The 21,015-nt window shown below is 68.2% G+C and carries 19 protein-coding genes; 10 read left to right on the forward strand and 9 right to left on the reverse strand.

Features of this window, described 5'->3' with window-relative positions:
* Positions 1–21: 21 nt before the first annotated feature.
* The 8 genes from BDD16_RS20775 (at position 22) to BDD16_RS20810 (ending at position 7,723) form a co-directional block, all read left to right on the forward strand.
* Entirely contained in the window at positions 22–840 is an 819-nt protein-coding gene (locus BDD16_RS20775) for a glycosyltransferase family 2 protein (RefSeq protein WP_179635681.1), read from the forward strand.
* Complete coding sequence (locus BDD16_RS20780) at positions 833–1,336, forward strand: acyltransferase (RefSeq protein WP_179635682.1); 504 nt, start codon at positions 833–835, stop codon at positions 1,334–1,336. Before BDD16_RS20775 ends, BDD16_RS20780 begins: the two co-directional genes overlap by 8 nt.
* A gap of 2 nt (positions 1,337–1,338) precedes the next feature.
* A complete protein-coding gene (locus BDD16_RS20785; protein ID WP_179635683.1) occupies positions 1,339–1,770 on the forward strand; it encodes a sugar 3,4-ketoisomerase in 432 nt (143 codons plus the stop codon).
* Positions 1,767–2,867: a DegT/DnrJ/EryC1/StrS family aminotransferase gene (locus BDD16_RS20790; RefSeq protein WP_179635684.1), complete on the forward strand. Its 1,101-nt coding sequence runs from the start codon at positions 1,767–1,769 to the stop codon at positions 2,865–2,867. The genes BDD16_RS20785 and BDD16_RS20790 overlap by 4 nt, the downstream gene beginning before the upstream one ends.
* A 5-nt stretch (positions 2,868–2,872) precedes the next feature.
* The gene (locus BDD16_RS20795; RefSeq protein ID WP_179635685.1) at positions 2,873–3,877 is read left to right on the forward strand and encodes a glycosyltransferase family 2 protein; all 1,005 of its coding nucleotides are present in this window, start codon (positions 2,873–2,875) and stop codon (positions 3,875–3,877) included.
* Positions 3,878–3,907: 30 nt separating this feature from the next.
* Positions 3,908–5,362 carry an MBOAT family O-acyltransferase gene (locus tag BDD16_RS20800; protein ID WP_179635686.1) on the forward strand — a complete coding sequence of 485 codons (1,455 nt, stop codon included), beginning with the start codon at positions 3,908–3,910 and terminating at the stop codon, positions 5,360–5,362.
* 27 nt (positions 5,363–5,389) lie between these two features.
* The gene (locus BDD16_RS20805) at positions 5,390–6,421 is read left to right on the forward strand and encodes an alginate O-acetyltransferase AlgX-related protein (protein WP_179635687.1); all 1,032 of its coding nucleotides are present in this window, start codon (positions 5,390–5,392) and stop codon (positions 6,419–6,421) included.
* 162 nt (positions 6,422–6,583) lie between these two features.
* A complete protein-coding gene (locus BDD16_RS20810; RefSeq protein ID WP_179635688.1) occupies positions 6,584–7,723 on the forward strand; it encodes a glycosyltransferase family 4 protein in 1,140 nt (379 codons plus the stop codon).
* A gap of 9 nt (positions 7,724–7,732) precedes the next feature.
* On the opposite strand, the gene BDD16_RS20815 is transcribed toward BDD16_RS20810, so the two are convergent.
* The 8 genes from BDD16_RS20815 to BDD16_RS20850 all read right to left on the reverse strand — a co-directional run bounded on the left by BDD16_RS20815 (position 7,733) and on the right by BDD16_RS20850 (position 16,382).
* On the reverse strand, positions 7,733–9,109 hold the full coding sequence (locus tag BDD16_RS20815) for a sigma-54-dependent transcriptional regulator (protein WP_179635689.1): 1,377 nt from the start codon (positions 9,107–9,109) through the stop codon (positions 7,733–7,735).
* Positions 9,106–11,058, reverse strand: coding sequence for an ATP-binding protein (locus tag BDD16_RS20820; protein WP_179635690.1), 1,953 nt, complete (start codon positions 11,056–11,058; stop codon positions 9,106–9,108). The genes BDD16_RS20815 and BDD16_RS20820 overlap by 4 nt, the downstream gene beginning before the upstream one ends.
* 25 nt (positions 11,059–11,083) lie before the next feature.
* Complete coding sequence (locus BDD16_RS20825) at positions 11,084–12,157, reverse strand: type II asparaginase (protein ID WP_375139088.1); 1,074 nt, start codon at positions 12,155–12,157, stop codon at positions 11,084–11,086.
* Positions 12,158–12,340: 183 nt separating this feature from the next.
* The gene (locus tag BDD16_RS20830; protein WP_179635691.1) at positions 12,341–13,075 is read right to left on the reverse strand and encodes an amino acid ABC transporter ATP-binding protein; all 735 of its coding nucleotides are present in this window, start codon (positions 13,073–13,075) and stop codon (positions 12,341–12,343) included.
* 31 nt (positions 13,076–13,106) lie between these two features.
* Positions 13,107–13,784 (reverse strand): amino acid ABC transporter permease, encoded by a 678-nt coding sequence (locus BDD16_RS20835; RefSeq protein WP_179635692.1) that lies wholly within the window; start codon positions 13,782–13,784, stop codon positions 13,107–13,109.
* A gap of 2 nt (positions 13,785–13,786) precedes the next feature.
* A complete protein-coding gene (locus BDD16_RS20840; RefSeq protein WP_179635693.1) occupies positions 13,787–14,530 on the reverse strand; it encodes an amino acid ABC transporter permease in 744 nt (247 codons plus the stop codon).
* A gap of 41 nt (positions 14,531–14,571) precedes the next feature.
* Complete coding sequence (locus BDD16_RS20845; RefSeq protein WP_179635694.1) at positions 14,572–15,459, reverse strand: amino acid ABC transporter substrate-binding protein; 888 nt, start codon at positions 15,457–15,459, stop codon at positions 14,572–14,574.
* A gap of 74 nt (positions 15,460–15,533) precedes the next feature.
* A complete protein-coding gene (locus BDD16_RS20850; RefSeq protein WP_179636283.1) occupies positions 15,534–16,382 on the reverse strand; it encodes a transporter substrate-binding domain-containing protein in 849 nt (282 codons plus the stop codon).
* 313 nt (positions 16,383–16,695) lie between these two features.
* Here BDD16_RS20850 and gnd point away from each other — a divergent pair, with 313 nt between their 5' ends.
* Positions 16,696–18,129, forward strand: a complete 1,434-nt coding sequence (gnd, locus tag BDD16_RS20855; protein ID WP_179635695.1) for a decarboxylating NADP(+)-dependent phosphogluconate dehydrogenase — start codon at positions 16,696–16,698, stop codon at positions 18,127–18,129.
* A 24-nt stretch (positions 18,130–18,153) separates the two neighbouring features.
* Here the strand turns inward: gnd and BDD16_RS20860 are convergent, their stop codons facing one another.
* The gene (locus tag BDD16_RS20860; RefSeq protein ID WP_179635696.1) at positions 18,154–19,065 is read right to left on the reverse strand and encodes a LysR family transcriptional regulator; all 912 of its coding nucleotides are present in this window, start codon (positions 19,063–19,065) and stop codon (positions 18,154–18,156) included.
* A 137-nt stretch (positions 19,066–19,202) separates the two neighbouring features.
* Between BDD16_RS20860 and gcl the strand changes: the two genes are divergently transcribed.
* Positions 19,203–20,996, forward strand: a complete 1,794-nt coding sequence (gene gcl, locus BDD16_RS20865) for a glyoxylate carboligase (RefSeq protein ID WP_179635697.1) — start codon at positions 19,203–19,205, stop codon at positions 20,994–20,996.
* Positions 20,997–21,015 lie beyond the last annotated feature (19 nt).

A 21,015-nucleotide genomic window follows, 5' to 3' on the forward strand; every position in this document is an offset into this window, starting at 1 on the left:
AAGGAAGGACACGCCCCCACCATGACCCGCCGCTACACCATCGTCATCCCGGTGCTCAACCAGTTGCGCTACACCGCGATGTGCGTCGAGAGCCTGCTCGCCCAGAGCGTCACGCCCGGCGACATCCTCGTCATCGACAACGCCAGCACCGACGAGACCCCGCAGTGGCTGGCCCGGCACCCCGAACTGGCGCAGCAGCGCAACCGCGTCAACCTCGGCTGCGGCGGCGCGTGGACACAGGGCGCGCTGCTGGCCGGCGACGCCGAGTGGGTCGTGCTGCTCAACAACGACGTGCTGGCCGGGCCGCGGGCGATCGACGCGATGCTCGACGCGGCGGAACAGCACGGTCTGAAGGTCGTCAGCCCCGCGCTGCTCGAAGGCGCAGAAGACTACGGTTACGCGCAGTTCGCGCCAGAATACCTCGTGAAGATGGCGGGAACGGTGCGCCGCGGCTGGTTCCACGGCGTGTGCTTCGCGGTGCACCGCAGCGTGTTCGAGGCGATCGGCTTCCCCGACACGGACCGCAAGCTGGGCGGGCACGAGGACATGGAATACCTCGTGCGCTGCTCACGCGCGGGCATCCCGGTCGGCACGGTGGGCGACGCGGTGTTCCACCACTTCGGCTCGATCACGCAGAAGGCCATGAAGAAGGAAACCGGGGCCAAGGCGCTCGGTGACCGGCACTATTTCTACAGCCGCCTCGGCATGGGCTGGCTGGCGCGCAAGCGTTTCAAGCTGCAGCGCGAGCGGCAGCGCGACCAGTGGTCCGCCGAGGAGACAAAGCGCACCGGCCACAGCCTGCACATGTTGCGCGAGAACGGAGCCTGGAAACATGTCTGAACTGTCTGCTTCGCTGGACGCCCCCTTCATCCACCCGCTGGCCGACGTGCAGAGCCCGCACATCGGCGCCGGCACGCGGGTCTGGCAGTTCGTCGTCGTGCTGGCCGGCGCGCGCATCGGTCGCGGCGGCAATGTCTGCTCGCACTGCTTCATCGAGAACGACGTGCGCATCGGCGACCGGGTGACCGTGAAAAGCGGCGTGCAGCTCTGGGACGGCCTGACCGTCGAGGACGACGTGTTCATCGGCCCGAACGTGACCTTTTCGAACGACCGCCATCCGCGCAGCGGCCACCGCGACTTCGTCCGGGAAGACACCGTCATCGAACGCGGTGCCTCGATCGGTGCCGGGGCGGTGATCCTGCCGGGCGTGCGCATCGGTGCGGGCGCGATGGTGGGCGCGGGGGCGGTGGTGACCCGCGACGTGCGGGCCGGCCTCACCGTGGTCGGCAACCCGGCCCGCACCCTGCCCTGCTCGCCTCAGCCTGAAGGAACCTGAACATGAGTACGCCCCTGGAGCGCTGCCACCTCGTCGATCTGCCGAAGATCTCCGACCCGCGCGGCAACCTGACCTTCATAGAGGGCGGGCGCCACATTCCCTTCGACATCCAGCGCGTCTACTACCTCTACGACGTGCCAGGCGGCTCCGAACGCGGCGGTCATGCCCACAAGGGCCTGCACCAGCTCATCGTCGCCATGTCAGGCAGCTTCGACGTGATCCTCGACGACGGCACCGCCAAGCGCCGCTTCCACCTCAATCGCTCCTACTACGGGCTCTACGTCTGCCCGATGATCTGGCGAGAGCTGGACAACTTCTCGTCCGGCTCGGTCTGCATGGTGCTGGCGTCCAACCGCTACGACGAGGACGACTATTACCGCGACTACGACCAGTTCCTCGCCGCCGCCCTGCCCGCTCCACGCTCCCAGCCATGATCGACTTCCTCAACCTCAAGCGCGTCAACGCGCCCCATGAAGCCGCGCTGCAGGCCGCCGCCGCCCGCGTGATCGCCTCCGGTTGGTACGTGCTTGGCCAGGAATGCGACCACTTCGAGGTCGAGTTCGCTGCGTGGTGCGGCGTGCGCCACGCCATCGGCGTCGCCAACGGGCTGGACGCGCTGCACCTGATCCTGCGCGCGATGGAAATCGGCCCAGGCGACGAAGTGATCGTGCCGTCGAACACCTTCATCGCCACCTGGCTGGCGGTGAGCCAGGTGGGCGCGGTGCCCGTGCCGGTCGAGCCACGCCCTGACACCGCCAACCTGAACCCCGAGCTGGTCGAAGCTGCGATCACACCGCGCACCCGGGCAATCCTGCCGGTCCACCTCTACGGCCAGACCGCCGAGATGGCCGCGCTGCGCGTCATCGCCGACCGCCACGGCCTGAAGCTGATCGAGGACGCGGCGCAGGCCCACGGTGCGCGTCACCACGGCGTGCGCGCTGGTGCGCTGGGCGACGCGGCCGGGTTCAGTTTCTACCCCGGCAAGAACCTCGGCGCGCTCGGCGACGGTGGCGCGGTGACGACGAACGACGACGCGCTGGCGGCCAGGCTGCGCCAGTTGCGCAATTACGGCTCATCCCGCAAGTACCACCACGAGACCATCGGCGTGAACTCGCGCCTGGACGAACTCCAGGCGGCGATGCTGCGCGTCAAGCTGCCCGCGATGGACACGGAAAACGCCGTGCGCCACCGCCTCGCGCAGCGCTACCTCGCCGGGCTGGCGGACGTGAACGTCGGCCTGCCGCGCACGGTCGAGGGATGCGAGCCGGTGTGGCACCTGTTCGTCGTGCGGGTGGCCGAGCGCGCACGCGTGCAGGCCGCACTGGCCGAGCGCGGCATCACGACGCTGGTCCACTACCCCATCGCCTGCCACGAACAGCAGGCCTATGCCGACCGCCACTGGCCGGCGCTGCCCATTGCCAGCGCGCTACAGCACCAGGTGCTGAGCCTGCCGATCAGCCCGGTGCACACCGAGGCCGAGGTTGACACCGTCGTCGCCGCACTGACCGACATCGTCGGACGCCGGAGCTGAGCGCCATGAGCGACCCGACGCGCCGCCCCCGCATCACGCTGGTGGTGTTCGCCTACAACCAGTCCGCGATGATCGATGCCGCCATCGACAGCGCGCTGGTCCAGGTCTGCGAGCCCATCGAGATCCTGCTGTCCGACGACGCCTCGCCGGACGACACCTTCGCCCGCATGCAGGCCAGGGCCGCCACCTACCAGGGGCCGCACCAGGTCCGGGTGCGCCGCAACGCGAGCAACCTGGGCATCAACGGCCACTTCAACGCAGTCGTCGAGGCGGCGCAGGGCGACCTGCTGGTGATGATGGCCGGCGACGACCTCTCGTTGCCCGAGCGGGTCGCTCGCGTCGCGCAGGCCTGGGACGCCTCGGGGCAGCGGCTCGACCTGATCGCCAGCCACCTCGTCGACATGAGCCCGGAAGGCGAAGACCTCGGCGTGGTGCGGGTGGACGACCTGTCGCAGTGGCGCACCGTGGAGGACTGGGCGCAGCGGCGGCCCTACATCATCGGCGCGGCCCATGCGTTCACCCGCCGGCTGTTCGAGCGCTTCGGCCCGCTGCTGCCCCACGTGTCTTACGAGGATCAGGTCAACCTGCTGCGGGCGCTGTGTGGCGGTGGCGCCTGCACGGTCGATGCGGCGCTGGTGCGCTACCGCCGCGGGGGCGTGTCGGACCGGATGCGGGAGTTCTCAGGCGAGCGCTACCTCGCCTGGGTGCGGCGGCTGAATGTCATCCACGTCGCGTTGCACCAGCAGTGGCTGCAGGACGCGGCGCGGGCGGGCTGCCTGGAGGTGGTGCAGCGGTCGATCGAGCGCGAGTACCAGCGCGAGCGCTTCGTCGCCGCCCTGCTGGACGCGCCAGGGGCTGTGTCCCGCTGGCGCATCGCGCTGCAGTCTTCGCCGGTGGACCCTGGCTGGCGCGTGCGCAAGTGCGTGTACCTGGCCTGGCCGGGGCTGGCCGCGGCCATCCGGGCGGCACAGTCGGCACTCCGGGCGCGCCGCCGGGGTCCGGGGCGCTGAACCCACGCGCGGCGCCAGGCGGACCCGCCGATGTTGTTCAATTCCTACGAGTTCCTGTTCCTGTTCTTCCCGCTGGTGCTGGCCGGGCATTTCCTGCTCGGGCCGCAGCGGGCGCTGGCGGCGGCGCGATTCCTGGGAGCGGCGTCGCTGTTCTTCTACGGCTGGTGGAGCCTGTCGGCGCTGCCGCTGCTGCTGGCCTCGATCGGTTTCAACTACCTCGCCAGCCTGTGGGTCACGCCGCTGGCCGGGCGCAGCGAGCGGGTGCGGCTGTGGCGGCTGCGGGGCGCGCTGGCCGTGAACCTGGGCCTGCTCGCGGTATTCAAGTACGCCGACTTCTTCATCGGCAACGTCAACGCGGCGGCGGGTATCGCGTGGCCGCTGCCCCACCTGCTGCTGCCGATCGGCATCTCGTTCTACACCTTCACGCAGATCGCCTTCCTGGTGGACGCCTGGGCGGGCAAGGTGCGCGAGCGCTCGTTCTCGCACTACCTGCTGTTTGTCACCTACTTCCCGCACCTGATCGCCGGCCCGGTGCTGCACCACGCGCAGATGATGCCGCAGTTCGCCGACCCGGCCAGCTACCGGCTCGACCGCGCCAAGCTGGTGCTAGGCCTGGCCACCTTCACGGTCGGGCTGGCCAAGAAGCTACTGCTGGCGGATCCGATGGGCCAGTACGCCGACGTGGTCTTCGCCGCGGCCGGCCAGGGCGTCGACCTCACCACGCTGACCGCCTGGCTGGGCGCCCTCGCCTACGCCTTCCAGATCTACTTCGACTTCTCCGGCTACTCGGACATGGCGATCGGGCTGTCGCTGTGCCTGGGCATCCGGCTGCCGATCAATTTCGACTCGCCCTACCAGGCCACCAGCCTCATCGACTTCTGGCGCCGCTGGCACATCTCGCTGTCCACGTTCCTGCGCGACTACCTCTACGTGCCGCTCGGCGGCAACCGCCACGGCACCGCGCGGCGTTACCTCAACCTCGTGCTGACCATGCTGCTCGGCGGGCTGTGGCACGGCGCGTCGTGGACGTTTGTCCTCTGGGGTGCGCTGCACGGCGCCGGGCTAGTGCTCAATCACCTGTGGCGAGCGCGGTTCGGCACGCGGCCTGGCAGCCGGATGGGCCGCTGGGCGGGCGCAGGGCTGACCTTCGCCTGGGTGACCTTGGCGTGGGTGGTGTTCCGGGCCGAGTCGATGGAGGTGGCCGGCGCGCTCTACCGCGGCATGGCCGGGCTCAACGGCTGGTCGAGCCACCCCTTCCGCGGCTTCGACTTGCCCTACCCGGTGGCAGAGTTCTACCAACACTTCCTGGGGTGTGCCGGGGTGGCGTTCTGCCTGCCCAACTCGGGCACGCTGGCGCGCTGGCTGCCACCCCGGGTGTCGAGTCGCCGCCAAGTCGTGCTGAGTGCGCTCGCCACGGGAGGGCTGTTCATGGCGGGCGTGGCACATCTGGGGACGCACAGTGCCTTTCTGTACTTCCAGTTCTGATGATGCCGGACAGACCATGCGCACGCCATGAAACCGCCTGACACCAACGACACCGCCCAGCGACTGTGGCTGCGGGTGTTCGGTACCTGCCTGGCTGTGGTGGCCACCCTGCTGCTCTGGACGGTCCTGACCCCGCCGTTCCAGGGCGATCTGACCCGCATCGGCAGGCTCTCGGAAACCGCGTTCGGACCGAACGTACAGGCGCCTGCGACGGACCCGGCGCTGCGCTTGTCCAGCGCGCTGGACGAGGCTGACGTGCTGGTCATCGGCGACAGTTTCTCAGCGCCCCTGCGCTGGCAGGCGGTGCTGGTCGCGCAGGGCCTGAAAGTCGCCACCGTGCACTGGGAGATGCTCGGTCCGGTCTGCGCCGATCTGGAATCGACGCTGCGCAGACAGGGGTTCCACAGCCGGACCGTGGTGATCGAATCGGTGGAGCGCGCGCTGGCCGACCGGCTCGACCGCTCCCTGGCCTGCGCCACCCGCCGAGACCCCCACCCGCTGCAGACTCGCCAGATGGCCCCCAGGGACCACGAAACGGCCGGCGTATTCGGTCTGAACACCCGTGAGTCCCTGTTCACCGGGCTGCTGACGACCCGGCACACCTGGCGGGCCCTGCATGCGAACGCCCCGGAAGTGGTCAACCGTCACGATGGCGCCGAGCAGGTCCGTATCCAGCGCATGACCGACGGCTGCCAGCGCTTCAGCCACCGGGCCTGCGACCGCGGCCTGTTCTTCGCGCAGGACCGGACAGCGCCGCCCTTCTCGCCCGCCCTGGTGGAGCGGATGCAGCGGCTCTCCGCCCGGCATCCCGGACTGGCCATCACCTGGCTCGTGGTGCCCAACAAGACCAGCATCTACCTGGAGCCCGACCGGGCCGCCAGCATCGGCGCCGTGCTGGAAACCACCGGACTCGGCCCGGACCTGTTCAGCCACTTCGTGCACCTGAGCCGCCAGACCCGCGACCTCTACAGTCCGAACGACACCCACACCTCAACGGCGGGTCACCAGGCGCTCGGGCAGCGCCTGATCGACTGGCTGGACCGCCCCATGCACCGGTGACCCCTGGTTCCAGGGGGAAACCGTGGCAATGTGCACACCGCAGCAGCGTCAGCCCTCACTACCATTCCGGCACTACAGCGAGTGCATTTCCGCGTCAATCCCATGCTTCACCAGCGTCCCCTGAATTCCGCCCGACGCCCCCGGATCGCGATCGTCACCAACATGCCGTCGCCCTACCGGATCCCGGTGTTCGCCGCCCTGCCCGCCCTGACAGGTGCCGACGTGCACTGCCTCTACCTGACGCGCAAGGAAGGCAACCGGGACTGGCAGCTGGAGACCCGCTCGGACCTGGTGCAGACCCACTTCCCGCCATCCCGGGAGCTGCAGGTCGGCGACAAGTACATCCACTTCACCGCCGGTCTGCCCGCGCTGCTGTCGGACATCGCCCCCGACGTGATCGTCACCACCTCGTTCAGCCAGCCCTACCTCGCGGCCTTCGTCCATGCCTGGCGCAGGCACATTCCGCACGTGGCCATGACCGACGGCACCGACACATCCGAACAGACCCTGACCTGGATCCACCGGCAGGTCCGCCGCGCCGTGTTCGCACGCTCGGCGGCGTTCGTGGGTCCGAGCCTGGGTGCCCGGCGGCTGTTCGCCTCGTACGGCATCGCGCCGGACGCCATCTTCCAGTCGCACCTGTGTGCCGACATGGCCCGCTTCCAGGCGGTCGACCAGGCGGCAGCCGTGGCAGGGGTGGAGCGGCCGGTCGACTTCATCTTCAGCGGGCGGATGCACCCGGTCAAGAACCCCGGTTTCGCGATGGAGGTGGCCGCCGGTGTGGCACGCCGCATCGGCCGGCGGGTCTCGATGGTCTTCCTGGGGAAAGGGCCGCTGTGGGACAGCCTGCAGGCACAGGCACGCGACCTGGCGGATCTGGTCGACGTGCAGTTCCCCGGCTTTCTCGACCAGGCCGCCCTGCCCCAGGCCTACCGGCAGGGCAAGGTCTTCCTGTTCCCGTCGAGCTGGGATCCCTGGGGCGTGGTGGCCAACGAGGCCTGTGCGGTCGGCCTGCCGGTGCTGGTGACGCCGGTGGCCGGCTCGGCCGGCGAGATCGTGCGCGACCACGAGAACGGCCGCGTCCTGCCGCTCGACCTGCCCGCCTGGATCGATGCCGCCAGCGCGCTGCTGACCGACGCGGCACTGTGGCAGCGCATGTCCGCCCGCAGCCGCGCACTGGTGGCCGACTACACCTACGACAACGCGGCGCGCGGTCTGGCGGACGCCCTGGACTTTGCCAGGCGCCACGACACGGCGCCGGCACACCGTCTGGCGCTGCACACCGGATCGGATCCCGCCTGAGCCGGCGGCCTATTCGCCCTGCAGCCGGTACTTGCGGATCTTGTCGTTGAGCGTCGTCTTGGGCACGCGCAGCTCCTTGGCGGTGCGGGCAATGTTGCCCTCCTGGCGGCGCAGTTCCGCAGCGATCAGGCTGCGCTCGAAGCTGTCGACCGAATCGGACAGCGACAGGCCCTCCTCCGCACCGTCACCGGTGGATTCGGGCGCCGGACCGGGGCCGAGGATGTCCTTGCGCACGCCCAGCACCAGGCAGTCCGCCATGTTGCGCAGTTCCCGCACATTGCCGGGCCAGTGGTGGGCCATCAGGCGGTGCATCTGCTCGGTGGTGACCTGGGGCGGCGGACGGTTGAAGCGGCTGGTGGCGAGCAGCATGAAGTGCTCCAGCAGCACGGGAATGTCCTCGCGCCGCTCGCGCAGCGGCGGCAGCTCGATCGTGACCACGTTGAGCCGGTAGTAGAGATCGGTGCGGAACCCGCCCTGCTGCGCCCGCTGCAGCAGATCGTCCTTGGTCGCCGCGACCACGCGCACATCCACCGGCGGCGGCTGGTTGGAGCCCAGGCGCTCGATCTCGCGTTCCTGCAGCACCCGCAGCAGCTTGATCTGCATGCCCATCGGCATGGTCTCCAGTTCGTCGAGGAACAGGGTGCCGCCATGGGCGTGCTCGATCTTGCCGATGCGCTTCTTCTGCGCGCCGGTGAAGGCGCCGACTTCGTGGCCGAAGAGTTCGCTGTCGAGCAGCGTGTCGGGCACGCCGCCACAGTTCAGCGCCACGTAGCTGCCCTCGCGCCGCCCGGAGAAATCGTGCAGTGCCCGGGCCACCACTTCCTTGCCGGTACCGGTCTCGCCCTGGATCAGCACGTCCACCGGGCTGTCGGCCACTTCCATCACCAGCCGCCGCACGCGCTGGATCTGCGGCGAGCGGCCGATGAGCTTGCCATCGATCCCGTCGCGTCGGGCCAGCACGCGGCGCAGCGTGGCGACTTCGAGCGTGAGGCTGCGCTTCTCCATCGCGCGGCGCACGATCTCGACCAGGATCTCGGGCGAGAAGGGCTTGGGGATGAAATCGTAGGCGCCGCTGCGCATGGCCTCGACCGCCAGCGTCACATCGCCGTGTCCGGTGATCATGATGACGGGCAGGTCCGGGTCGAGCGCATGGCAGTGGCGCACCAGCGAGAGGCCGTCCGCCCTGGGCAGGCGCATGTCGGTCACGACGATGCCAGCGTAACCGGGGGTGATGCGCGCCATCGCGTCTTCGGCCGAATCCACCGCCTCGACCGTGAGGCCGGCGAGCTGCAGCGCCTGGACACAGCCGAGCTGCATGTGGAAATCGTCCTCGACGATGAGAACGGTGAGTGGCGCAGACGCCAGGGTGGAGGTCAGGGCGGTCATGTCGTGGTGGGCTCTTCTTCAGGGTCAGGGGCAGCCGGCAGGCGCACGGTGAAACAGGCCCCGCCCCCGGGCAGATTGTCCGCCTCCAGGTCCCCGTGGAACTCGCGCACGATGTCGCGCGAGATCGCCAGGCCCAGGCCGAGGCCGACACCGGCTTCCTTGGTGGTGAAGAAGGGCTCGAACAGGCGCTGGCGCACGTCCTCGGGCACGCCGGGGCCGCTGTCGGACACCTCGATGCGCAGGGGCGGCGTGCAGGCCGGGTCGGACACGGCCTCCAGCGTCAGCACCTTCACCGCGGTGTCGCGCATCGCGTCCATCGCGTTGCCGATCAGGTTGATCAGCACCTGCTCCAGCCGGTTCGGGTCGCACCAGGCGATGATCTGGCCGGGCTCGCAGCGGTTGTGCACCGTGATGCCCTCCTTGCGCAGGCGCTGGTCGTACAGGAACAGCGCGTTGCTGACCGCGTGGGCCACATCGGTCGCCGCGGGCTGGGCCAGCGACTTGCGGGCAAAGCCCTTGAGCGGCTGGATGATGTTGCCCATCTGGTCGGCCAGCCGGGTGACGAACTGCAGATTGCCCTGCACCGCCTTCAGGTCACCCCGGCGCATGAACTCCAGCGCATTGCCCGAGAGCGTGCGGATCGCGCCCAGCGGCTGCGTCAGCTCGTGGGTGATGCCGGTGGCGAGCTGCCCCAGCACGGCCATCTTGGCGACGTGGACCAGTTCGTCCTGCGCCGCGCGCAGCGTCAGCTCGGCCTGCTCGCGCTCGGCGATCTCGCGGCGCAGCCGGGTGTTGGAGTCCGTCAGCGCACGCGTGCGGCGGGCCACCTTGTGTTCGAGTTCGGTGTTGGCACGCTCCAGCATCTGGCGCGACTCGATCTTCTGGCGCGCGATGCGTCGACGCTGGTTCAGGTAGAGCGCCAGCAGCAGCACGAACCCCGCCGCCACGGCCGAGAGCATGCTGTTCAGCACCGCCTGGTTGCGCACGCTGCGCAGGTCCGAAAAGATCAGCAGCCGCCAGTCCATGCCATCCAGCGTGCGGCCGAGCACCAGCGTGCTGCTGCGCACCGGGCGGGCCGCGTCGGAGTCGGGGGGCAGACCGCCGGGCAGCACGCCTTCGAGCACCTGGCTGTCCTCGTCGATCGAGAGCTTCACCGGCAGCGGGAAGCGCGGGATCTGCTGGTTGTTGTAGAGCCGGGTGATCTGCAGATCGACCCGCCGCTCCAGGGACAGCTCGGCCAGCGCGGTGTAGCGCCACTCCGGCCGCGAGGAGAGGATCACGACCTGGTTGGTGTCGGCCAGCAGCGCGGGCGCCCCGAGCATGTCCCAGACCTCGTCCACCGGATCGAGGCTGATCTTGATGGTGGCCACGCCGAGCACCCGGGCACCGTCGCGAATCGGATGCGAGACGAAGTAGCCGGGCTGCCCGCTCTTGGCGCCGATGGCGAAATGGCGACCGACCTGGCCGGACAGGGCTTCGAGAAAGTAGGGGCGGAAGGACAGGTCCTCGCCGAGCTGGCTGTCATCGCCCAGTTCGCTGTTGCTGGAGGCGACCACCACGCCGCGTTCGTCCAGCACGAACACCGCCAGGCTGCCCAGGTGGGCGTTCAGGCGGCGCAGGTAGTCGTTGACACGGCTGACACGCAGCGCGTGGCGGGGCTCCAGCAGCAGCGCCTGCACGTCCTGGTTGAGCTGGATCGTGGCGGGCACGTGTTCCAGCCGCTTGACCATGCCCTCGACGGCGGAGGCGAACAGGTCGAGCCGGTGGTTCGACTCGTCGCGCAGCGCCAGCGTGCCGTGCTGCTCGCTGATCCGGAATCCGCTCCACCCGGCCAGCCCGACGGCGAGCCCGGCCAGCACGATGCCGAGCAGCCGGCGCAGCGAAGGCCAGATGGGGCGGCGGGGCCCGAAGATGCGAGACGGTTCCGTGTCAGTTCCCCTGTGCTCCATGTCGATCGGATCAGATCGGATCCGGTCAATATTGCCAGAAGATGCGCTGCAGTTCCTTCGGGTCATTGGTCTTGGTCAGCGCGACCGCGGCCAGGATCTTGGCCTTCTGCGGGTTCAGGTCGTTGGCGACCACCCAGTCGTACTTGTCGTCCGGCTGCTCGGAGTTGCGCAGCACCAGGCCGTCAGCGACGCGGGCGGAGCGGATGATCTGCACGCCCGAGGCGCGGATCTTCTTCAGCGTCTCGACCGCGTAGTCGGCCACCGAGCCGTTGCCGGTGCCGGCGTGGATGATGGCCTTCGCGCCCGACTTCGCCGCGGCTTCGTACAGCGCCGTGCCCATGTTGCCCGAGCCGTAGACGATCTGGACGTCCGGCAGCGTGCTGATGCTGTCGATGTCGAACTCGCTGTTCACCGTGTGGCGCTTCACCGGTGCGCGGAACCAGTAGCTGCGGCCCTCGACGACGAGACCGAGCGCGCCCCACTGGCTGCTGAACGCATTGGTCTTGATGTTGATGCGCTTCGAGGCATCGCGGCCGCTCAGGATGTCGTCGTTCATCGCGATCAGCACACCCTTGCCACGCGACTCCTTGTCACCCGCCAGCACGACGGCGTTGTACAGGTTGAGCATGCCGTCGGCCGACATGGCGGTGCCCGGGCGCATCGAGGCGACCATGACGATCGGCTTGTCGGTGTGGACGGTCAGCGTCAGGAAGAACGAGGTCTCTTCCACCGTGTCGGTGCCGTGGGTGATGACGATGCCGTCGACCGCCGGATCCTTGGCGAGCGCGGAGACCCGCTTGGCCAGCGTCACCAGCTTCTCGTTGGTGAAGCTCTCGGAGGCGATCTGGAACACCTGCTCGCCGCGCACATGGGCCACGTCGGCCAGTTCGGGCACGCCGGCGATCAGCTTGTCGACCGGCACCTTGGCGGCCTGGTAGGTGGCGCTGTTGGCAGCAGAAGCACCGGCGCCAGCGATGGTGCCGCCAGTGGCGAGCACGACCACGTTGGGCTTGCTGACCGACTGGGCCAGCGCGCAGCCGACCGCCGCAGTCAGCACGACAGCCAGCAGGCCGCGCAGGGAAGATTGCATCAAGGACATGGAAAGCTCCGAATCAACTCAGAAAATGACAGAAAAACGCAGGGAATGGGCCGTCGGTGGGACGACAAGGCGTGGCGAACCGGCACGGCCCGGAAAGTCGGGCCGCGCGGGGTGTCAGGCTTCAGAGGGGATGGGACTGGCCGTCCGCCGTGGGCTGGCGGACCTGCGGGGCCAGAGGGGTGCTCAGTGCCCCAGGATCTTGGAGAGGAATTCCTTGGCGCGCGGCGAACGCGCGTCCGGATTGCCGAAGAACTCGTCCTTGCGGCAGTCCTCGATGATGCGGCCCTGGTCCATGAAGATCACCCGGTGGCTGACCTTCTTCGCGAACCCCATCTCGTGGGTCACGCACATCATGGTCATGCCCTCGTTGGCGAGCTGCACCATCACGTCCAGCACCTCGCCGACCATCTCGGGGTCGAGCGCCGAGGTCGGCTCGTCGAACAGCATCACGATCGGGTCCATCGACAGCGCACGCGCGATCGCCACCCGCTGCTGCTGGCCACCGGAGAGCTGACCCGGGAACTTGTCCTTGTGCGCGATCAGGCCGACGCGCTCCAGCATCTTCAGACCGCGCTTGAGCGCCTCGTCCTGCGAGCGGCCGAGCACCTTGATCTGTGCGAGCGTCAGGTTCTCGGTCACCGACAGGTGCGGGAACAGCTCGAAGTGCTGGAACACCATGCCGACGCGGCTGCGCAGCTTGGGCAGATCGGTCTTCGGGTCGGCGATCGAGATGCCGTCCACGACGATGTCGCCCTTCTGGAACGGCTCCAGCGCGTTGACCGTCTTGATCAGCGTGGACTTGCCCGAGCCGGACGGGCCGCAGACGACGACCACTTCGCCCTTCTTGATGGTCGTGGTGCAGTCGGTGAGCACCTGGAAGCTGCCGTACCACTTGGAGATGTTCTTGATGTCGATCACAACGTTGTTCCTCAGCGAATCTCAGGGAATCTCAGCGAATGATGGCGATCTTCTTCTGCAGACGCTTGACCAGCATCGACAGCGTGAAACAGATCACGAAATACACCACCGTGGCCACCAGATAGGTTTCCACCGGCCGGTTGAAGTTCTTGCCGGCGATCTCGAAGCCCTTGAGCAGGTCATAGGCCCCGATCGCATACACCAGCGAGGTGTCCTGGAACAGGATGATGGTCTGCGTCATCAGCACCGGCAGCATGTTGCGGAAGGCCTGCGGCAGCACGATGAGCTGCATGGTCTGGCGGTAGTTCATGCCGACCGCGTAGCCGGCGTGGACCTGACCGCGCGGGATCGACTGGATGCCCGCCCGCATGATCTCGGCGAAATAGGCCGCCTCGAACAGCGTGAAGGTGATCACCGCCGACAGCTCCGCCCCCATCGGCTGCCCGATGAGCAGAGGAATCAGCAGGAAGAACCACAGGATGACCATGACCAGCGGGATGCTGCGCATGGTGTTCACGTAGAGCGCGGCGGGCATTTCGAGCCACTTCTTGCCCGACAGCCGCAGCAGCGCCAGCAGCGTGCCGAGCACGATGCCGCCGACCATCGCCACCAGCGTGAGCTGCACCGAGAACCACAGGCCCTTGCTGACGTAGCTCGCCAGCACGTCGGCCGTGAGGAAGGAAAAGTCGAGTTGGAGTCCGGATGCCATGGTCACTTGCCTCCGCTCGTCTGGCCGGGAATGCGCACGCGCTGCTCGATGACCTTCGCCACCTGGTAGACGAGGATCGAGGTGAGGTAGTACAGGCCCGTGACGGCCAGATAGACCTCGATGCCGCGCGAGGTCTCTTCCTGCGCCTGGCGGGCGAACATCGTGAGCTCCGCCACCGAGACCGAGAACGCCACCGAGGAGTTCTTGACGATGCCCATGCTCTCGCTGGTCAGCGGCGGCACGACGATGCGGAAGGCCATCGGCAGCAGCACGTAGCGGTAGGTCTGCGGCAGCGTCAGGCCCATCGCCAGACCCGCGTAGCGCTGGCCTTTCGGCAGGCTCTGGATGCCGGCCTTGATCTGCTCGGACACCCGCGCCGAGGTGAAGAATCCCAGCGCCAGCACCACCAGCACGAAGCTCGGCACCTGCTTGAGCGGCGGCACCAGCTCCGGGATCACGAAGTACCAGAGGAAGACCTGGACCAGCACCGGGATGTTGCGGAACAGCTCCGTCCAGGCATCGCCGAGCAGGACCAGCGCCTTGCTCGGCGTGGTGCGCAGGATGCCCATGAGCACCCCGAAGGCCAGCGCCACGACCAGCGCCAGCACCGACACCGACGCCGTCCAGCCCCAGGCTGACAGCAGCCAGTCGAGGTAGGTGATGTCGCCGCCCTCGCCGAAGCAGCGCGGGATCACCTCACCATCGACGGTGTTCTTGCAGAAGACCTGCCAGTCCCAGGTAGTCACAGGGTCACTCCTCTTGTCTTGTCTTGGCTTGGCTTGGCCGCTTACTTCTTGGCGTAGTCTTCGGCCGGCTTGTCGTTGGGGCTCGCCCAGGCCATCTTGGTGTTGTCATTGACCGGCATGCCGACCTTCGAATTGGTCGGCGGGATCGGCTGCATGAACCACTTGTCCCAGGCCTTGGCGATCTCGCCGGACTTCATCATCGCCTTCAGGCTGTTGTCGACTGCCGTCTTGAAGGCCGGATCGTCCTTGCGCAGCATGATGGCGATCGGCTCGACCGACAGCACCTCGCCGACAATCCTGAAATCGGCCGGACTCTTGGCCTTGGCGATGTTGCCGGCCAGGATGGCGCCGTCCATCACGAAGGCGTCGGCGCGTCCGGAGTCGAGCAGCAGGAAGCTGTCGGCGTGGTCCTTGCCGAAGACTTCCTTGAAGTCGACGCCCGTGGCCTTCTCGTTCTTGCGCAGCAGTTGCACCGAGGTGGTGCCGGTGGTGGTGGCCACGCTCTTGCCGTTGAGCTGGGCGATCGAGGTGATCCCCGAGTTCGCCTTGACCGCGATGCGCACTTCCTCGACGAAGGTGGTGACGGCGAACGCGACCTGCTTCTGGCGGGCGGCGTTGTTGGTGGTGGAGCCGCACTCGATGTCCACGGTGCCGTTCTCGACCAGCGGGATGCGGTTCTGCGAGGTGACCGGCTGGTACTTGATGGCCAGCTTGGTGCCCAGCGACTTTTCCAGATCGGCGATCACGCGCTCGCACAGCTCGATGTGGTAGCCGACGAACTTGTTGTCGCCCAGCGTGTACGACAGCGCGCCCGAAGACTCGCGCACGCCCATCGTGACAGTGCCGCTGTCCTTGATCTTCTTGAGGGTGTCGGCCTGGGCCGTGCCCAGGGCCAGCAGAGCGGCAACAACCAGCAGTGATTTCTTCATGGGAGTTCCTTCAAAAGTGCGACATGCAGTCAGGGATCAGGGAGTGGACCAGCCCGCCAGGGCCGATGCACGCATCAGCCCAGCGGCCGATCATTGGGATTCTTGTACAACTCCAGCAACGCCGGAGACGGCGGCCAGTTCAGGTTGAGTCCCTTGGGAGGAATGGGCGCCTGAAACCACCGGGTGTAGATCTTCAGCGCCTCGCCCGACCGCATCAGCACGGTCAGGCCGCGGTCGACCACCGCCTTGAATGCCGGATCGCCGCGCCGCATCATGCAGGCATAGGCCTCGGTCGACATGGGGGTGCCGACCACCACCCAGTCGTCCGGGCGCACGGCCTTGGCACGCTCGCCGTAGAGCAGCGCGTCGTCCATCATGAAGGCGTCGGCCTTGCCGGACTCCAGCGCCTGGAAGGACTCGCCGTGGTCACGCGCCGGCAGGATGGCCAGGCGCAGGCCGTTGCGTTCCGTGTAGGTGCGCAGCAACCGCTCGGAGGTGGTGCCCGCGGTGACGACGACGGCCCTGCCCGCCAGATCGGGGAAGTCGCGGATGCCGGAGCCGCGGCGCGACATCAGCCGCGTGCCCGCAATGAAGAAGGTGGTGGAAAAAGCGACCTGCCGTGCCCGGTCGGCGTTGTGGGTGGTCGAGCCACATTCCAGATCGACCGTGCCGTTGCGCACCAGCGGGATGCGGTTCTGCGCCGTCACCGGGATCAGCTTGATGGTGAGCGCGGGCAGCTTCAGCTCGGCCTTGATGGTGTCGAGCAGCCGCAGCATCAGCTCGTGCGAGTAGCCCACCACCTGCTTGCGCTGGTCGTAGTAGGAAAACGGCACCGAGGACTCGCGGTGCCCGAGATTGATCGTGCCGGTCTCGGCGATCTTGCGCAGCGTGTCGGCTTCCTGCGCCAGCACGGCACCGGCCATCAGGCCGGCACAGGACAGCAGCGCCACCCGCACGAACCGTGCAAGGTGGGCCCGTCGCGCTCGGATCAGGTCAGGGAAGGCAGCCATGTCCGGTCAGAATGCACAGGTCGTGCCAGCTGCTCCGGTGGGCATTCTGGCCGCTGGCGTGATCCAAGTGCTTGATTTGAAACGGCACCCAGGCCCCACGGGTCTGCCCGGAACCGGCTATCCGTCAGCCCCCCCTGCCAGAGGTCGGATTTCCGTCACCAGCGGACTGGACCCGCCACGCCCGGCCCGCTACCCTGTCCGCCTCTTCAGCCTCGACAGTGATGCGATGACAGACAAGCTCAACGATTTCGGCCTGATCGGCCTGGCCGTGATGGGCCAGAACCTGGTGCTCAACGTGGAAAGCCGCGGCTTCCACGTCAGCGTCTACAACCGCACCGCCGCGGTCACGGACGAATTCGTGGCGCAGCACCCGGGCAAGCGCCTGACGGCCACACACACCCTCGCCGACTTCGTGCAGAGCCTGGCGCGCCCGCGCAAGGTGATGATCATGGTGAAGGCTGGCGCGGCGGTGGACGCGGTGATCGAGCAGCTCCTGCCGCTGCTGGAGGCCGACGACATCGTCATCGACGGCGGCAACAGCCTCTACACCGACACCGAACGCCGCGACGCGTGGCTCACGCCGCTGGGCCTGCGCTTCATCGGCGCGGGCGTCTCGGGCGGCGAGGAAGGTGCGCGCAAGGGGCCGGCGATCATGCCGGGCGGGCCGGCCTCGACCTGGGCGGTGATGCAGCCGATCTTCGAGAGCATCGCCGCGGTCGCCGAAGGCCAGCCCTGCGTGCGCCACATCGGGCCGGGCGGCGCGGGCCACTACGTCAAGATGATCCACAACGGCATCGAGTACGGCGACATGCAGCTCATCTGCGAGGCCTACCACCTGATGCAGTCAGCGGGCATGGCGACGCTGGAGATCGCCGAGGTCTTCAACCGCTGGAACGAGGGCGAGCTGCAGAGCTACCTGGTCCAGATCACCGGCAAGGCGCTGGAGCAGATCGACCCGGAAACCGGCCGCCCGATCGTCGAACTCATCCTCGACAAGGCGGGCCAGAAGGGCACCGGTCAGTGGACGCTCGTCAACGCGGCCGAGCAGGCGGTCGTGATCAGCACGATCAACGCCGCGGTCGAGGCGCGCGTGCTGTCGTCGCAGAAGGCGCAGCGCGTCGCCGCCAGCCAGATCCTGCAAGGCCCGACCACGCCGTGGACCGGCGACCAGGCCGCACGCGACGCGCTGGTGGCCAAGATCCACGACGCGCTCTACGCGGCCAAGGTCATCAGCTATGCGCAGGGGCTGGACCTCGTCCGGAGCATGAGCGCGCACAAGGGCTGGGACATCGACCTCGGCGGGCTGGCGTCGATCTGGCGCGGCGGCTGCATCATCCGGGCGCGCTTCCTCAACCACATCACCGACGCCTACCGCACCCAGCCGGATCTGGCGCACCTGATGCTGGCGCCCTACTTCGCCGCGCTGCTGAACCGCACGCAGCAGGCCTGGCGCGAGGTGGTGGCGCACGCCGTGACGCAGGGCATCCCGGTGCCGGCGATGAGCGCCTCGCTCGGCTACTACGACAGCCTGCGCACGGCGCGTCTGCCGGCCAATCTGCTGCAGGCCCAGCGCGACTTCTTCGGCGCGCACACCTACGAGCGCATCGACAAGCCTGCAGGCCAATGGTTTCACACAGACTGGCCCGAAGTGGTCGGCTGAGTCGACCCAGTCGGCTGATGGGCTTCAGGCGCCTGGCACGGCCCACCACGCACCATCCAGCGCCTGCTGCAGGTACGCGATGAAGCTCGTCACCTTCGACGGCACGAACTTCGGCGACGGGAACACGGCATGGACCTCCTGCGCCGGCAGCCCGTGGTCCAGCATCACCGGCTGCACCGCGCCCGCCGCCACCGACGGGTGCGCGACATACCACGGCAGCACCGCCAGCCCCATCCCCGCCCGCGCCGCCGCCAGCACCGCCGAGAGGTTGTTCGAGCGCAGCGCCCCCTGCACCGGCACCGACACCTCGCGCCCGTCCGGCGTCGTCAGGCCCCAGCGGTCATCGCCCTGTACGCTGCTGTAGACGAGGCAGGCGTGCGCCGGCAGGTCGGCCGCGGTCTGCGGCGCACCGTGCTGGCGCAGGTAGTCGGGCGAGGCGACCATCACCCACGGGTTCGTGCCGAGGTAACGCGCCCCGAGCGACGAATCCGCCAGCCGGCCCATGCGGATCGCCAGATCGACACCCTGTGCGACCAGATCGACGTAACGGTCGTCGAAACTCAGGTCGATCGTCACCTGCGGGTGGGCCCGCATGTAGCGCAGCACCAGCGGCACCAGCACGCGCCGGCCAAAGGCGACCGAGGTGCTGATGCGCAAGGTGCCGCCGACCGCGCTCTGCAGCAGCGTGGCGAGGTGGTCGGCCTCGTCCATCTCGCGGGCGATGCGCTTGCATTTTTCGTAGTACAGCGCACCGACCTCGGTGGGCGTCACGCCGCGCGTCGAGCGGTGCAGCAGCCGCGCGCCCAGCCGCTGCTCGGTGGCGGCGACCGACTTGGTGGCGGTGGGCTGGGTGATGCCGAGGTCGGCGGCGGCCTTGCTGAAGCTGCCGGTCTCGACGATGCGGATGAAGAGCTGCACGCCCGTGATGCGGTCCATGGGCGGACTGTAGCGACGCGCCGGGCCTGCCGGGGTATTCCACCGTGGAATAGGCGTTATCGGCGGGCTGGGATTCTCGTGCGGCCACCTCACCACGACCATGCAGCCATCGCAACACGATCCCCCAGGAGTCCCCGATGCCCAAGATGAAGGCCGCCATGGCCGCCGTGCTGGTGATGGAAAAGGAAGGCGCGACGCAGACCTTCGGCGTGCCCGGCGCCGCCATCAACCCGCTCTACAGCGCGATGCGCGAACACGGCGGCATCCACCACATCCTGGCGCGCCACGTCGAAGGCGCCTCGCACATGGCCGAGGGCTACACCCGGGCCCGCGCCGGCAACATCGGTGTCTGCATCGGCACCAGCGGCCCGGCCGGCACCGACATGATCACGGGCCTCTATTCCGCGCAGGCCGACTCGATCCCGATCCTCTGCATCACCGGCCAGGCGCCGCGGGCCCGCTTGCACAAGGAGGATTTCCAGGCCGTGGACATCGCCTCGATCGCCCGGCCGGTGACCAAGTGGGCGACCACCGTGATGGAGCCGGCGCAGGTGCCGCGGGCGTTCCAGCAGGCCTTCCACCTGATGCGCTCCGGTCGGCCGGGCCCCGTGCTGATCGATTTGCCGTTTGACGTGCAGATGGCGGATATCGAGTTCGACATCGACACCTACGAGCCGCTGCCCGTCTACAAGCCCGCCGCGCACCGCCACCAGATCGAACGCGTGCTGGAGATGCTTGACACCGCCGAGCGCCCGCTGATCGTGGCCGGCGGCGGGATCATCAACGCGGACGCCGCCGACCTGCTGGTCGAGTTCGCCGAGCTGACCGGCATCCCTGTGATCCCGACGCTGATGGGCTGGGGTGCGATCCCCGACGACCACGCGCTGATGGCGGGCATGGTCGGCCTGCAGACCAGCCACCGCTACGGCAACGCGACGATGCTCGCCAGCGACTTCGTGCTCGGCATCGGCAACCGCTGGGCGAACCGGCACACGGGCTCGCCGGAGGTCTACTGCAAGGGCCGCCAGTTCATCCACATCGACATCGAGCCGACGCAGATCGGCCGCGTCTTCGCCCCCGACTACGGCATCGTCTCGGACGCCAAGGCCGCATTGGCCATGCTGATCGACGTGGCGCGCGAGTGGCAAGCCGCAGGTCGGTTGCGCGATCGCACGGGTTGGGCCATGGAATGCCTGGGCCGCAAATCGGACGTGCGCTACCTGCGCAAGACCAATTTCGACAGCGTGCCGATGAAGCCGCAGCGGGTCTACCAGTGCATGACACGCGCCTTCGGGCGGGACGTCTGCTACGTCTCGACCATCGGCCTGAGCCAGATCGCCGGGGCGCAGTTCCTGCACGTGCACCATCCGCGGCACTGGATCAACTGCGGTCAGGCCGGGCCGCTCGGCTGGACGGTACCCGCCGCGCTCGGCGTGCGGGCGGCCGACCCGACGCGCCGCATCGTTGCGCTCTCGGGCGACTACGACTTCCAGTTCATGCTCGAAGAACTCGCGGTGGGCGCGCAATTCAAGCTGCCCTACATCCACGTCGTCGTGAACAACAGCTACCTCGGCCTGATCCGGCAGAGCCAGCGCGGTTTCTCGATGGACTACTGCGTGCAACTCGGCTTCGACAACATCAACACGCCCGCCGACGCGCCCTCGCACGGCTACGGCGTCGACCACCTGAAGGTGGTGGAAGGACTGGGCTGCAAGGCAATCCGCGTCCACCGCCAGGAGGAACTCGCCCCTGCCATCGCCCAGGCCGACGCCTGGATGGCCGAGTTCCGCGTGCCAGTGGTGATCGAGGTGATCCTGGAGCGTGTGACCAACATCGCCATGGGCACCGAGATCGACAACGTCACCGAGTTCGAGGAACTCGCCCACGACCACAGCGACGCGCCGACCGCGATCGCGTCCATGCTCGATTGAACGAGCGCCGGAGAACCCC

The organism is Sphaerotilus montanus, assembly GCF_013410775.1.
GTDB lineage: Bacteria > Pseudomonadota > Gammaproteobacteria > Burkholderiales > Burkholderiaceae_C > Sphaerotilus > Sphaerotilus montanus.

Bases quoted from the DNA above. Each gene is read 5' to 3' on its own strand.
- BDD16_RS20795 (WP_179635685.1), top strand. From the start codon at position 2,873: ATGAGCGACCCGACGCGCCGCCCCCGCATCACGCTGGTGGTGTTCGCC.
- BDD16_RS20860 (WP_179635696.1), bottom strand. From the start codon at position 19,065: ATGGACCGCATCACGGGCGTGCAGCTCTTCATCCGCATCGTCGAGACC.
- BDD16_RS20845 (WP_179635694.1), bottom strand. From the start codon at position 15,459: ATGAAGAAATCACTGCTGGTTGTTGCCGCTCTGCTGGCCCTGGGCACG.
- gnd (WP_179635695.1), top strand. From the start codon at position 16,696: ATGACAGACAAGCTCAACGATTTCGGCCTGATCGGCCTGGCCGTGATG.
- BDD16_RS20780 (WP_179635682.1), top strand. From the start codon at position 833: ATGTCTGAACTGTCTGCTTCGCTGGACGCCCCCTTCATCCACCCGCTG.
- BDD16_RS20805 (WP_179635687.1), top strand. From the start codon at position 5,390: ATGAAACCGCCTGACACCAACGACACCGCCCAGCGACTGTGGCTGCGG.
- BDD16_RS20790 (WP_179635684.1), top strand. From the start codon at position 1,767: ATGATCGACTTCCTCAACCTCAAGCGCGTCAACGCGCCCCATGAAGCC.
- BDD16_RS20815 (WP_179635689.1), bottom strand. From the start codon at position 9,109: ATGACCGCCCTGACCTCCACCCTGGCGTCTGCGCCACTCACCGTTCTC.
- BDD16_RS20810 (WP_179635688.1), top strand. From the start codon at position 6,584: ATGCCGTCGCCCTACCGGATCCCGGTGTTCGCCGCCCTGCCCGCCCTG.
- BDD16_RS20775 (WP_179635681.1), top strand. From the start codon at position 22: ATGACCCGCCGCTACACCATCGTCATCCCGGTGCTCAACCAGTTGCGC.
- BDD16_RS20850 (WP_179636283.1), bottom strand. From the start codon at position 16,382: ATGGCCGGTGCCGTGCTGGCGCAGGAAGCCGACACGCTGCGCAAGATC.
- gcl (WP_179635697.1), top strand. From the start codon at position 19,203: ATGCCCAAGATGAAGGCCGCCATGGCCGCCGTGCTGGTGATGGAAAAG.
- BDD16_RS20785 (WP_179635683.1), top strand. From the start codon at position 1,339: ATGAGTACGCCCCTGGAGCGCTGCCACCTCGTCGATCTGCCGAAGATC.
- BDD16_RS20825 (WP_375139088.1), bottom strand. From the start codon at position 12,157: ATGTCCTTGATGCAATCTTCCCTGCGCGGCCTGCTGGCTGTCGTGCTG.
- BDD16_RS20800 (WP_179635686.1), top strand. From the start codon at position 3,908: ATGTTGTTCAATTCCTACGAGTTCCTGTTCCTGTTCTTCCCGCTGGTG.
- BDD16_RS20835 (WP_179635692.1), bottom strand. From the start codon at position 13,784: ATGGCATCCGGACTCCAACTCGACTTTTCCTTCCTCACGGCCGACGTG.
- BDD16_RS20820 (WP_179635690.1), bottom strand. From the start codon at position 11,058: ATGGAGCACAGGGGAACTGACACGGAACCGTCTCGCATCTTCGGGCCC.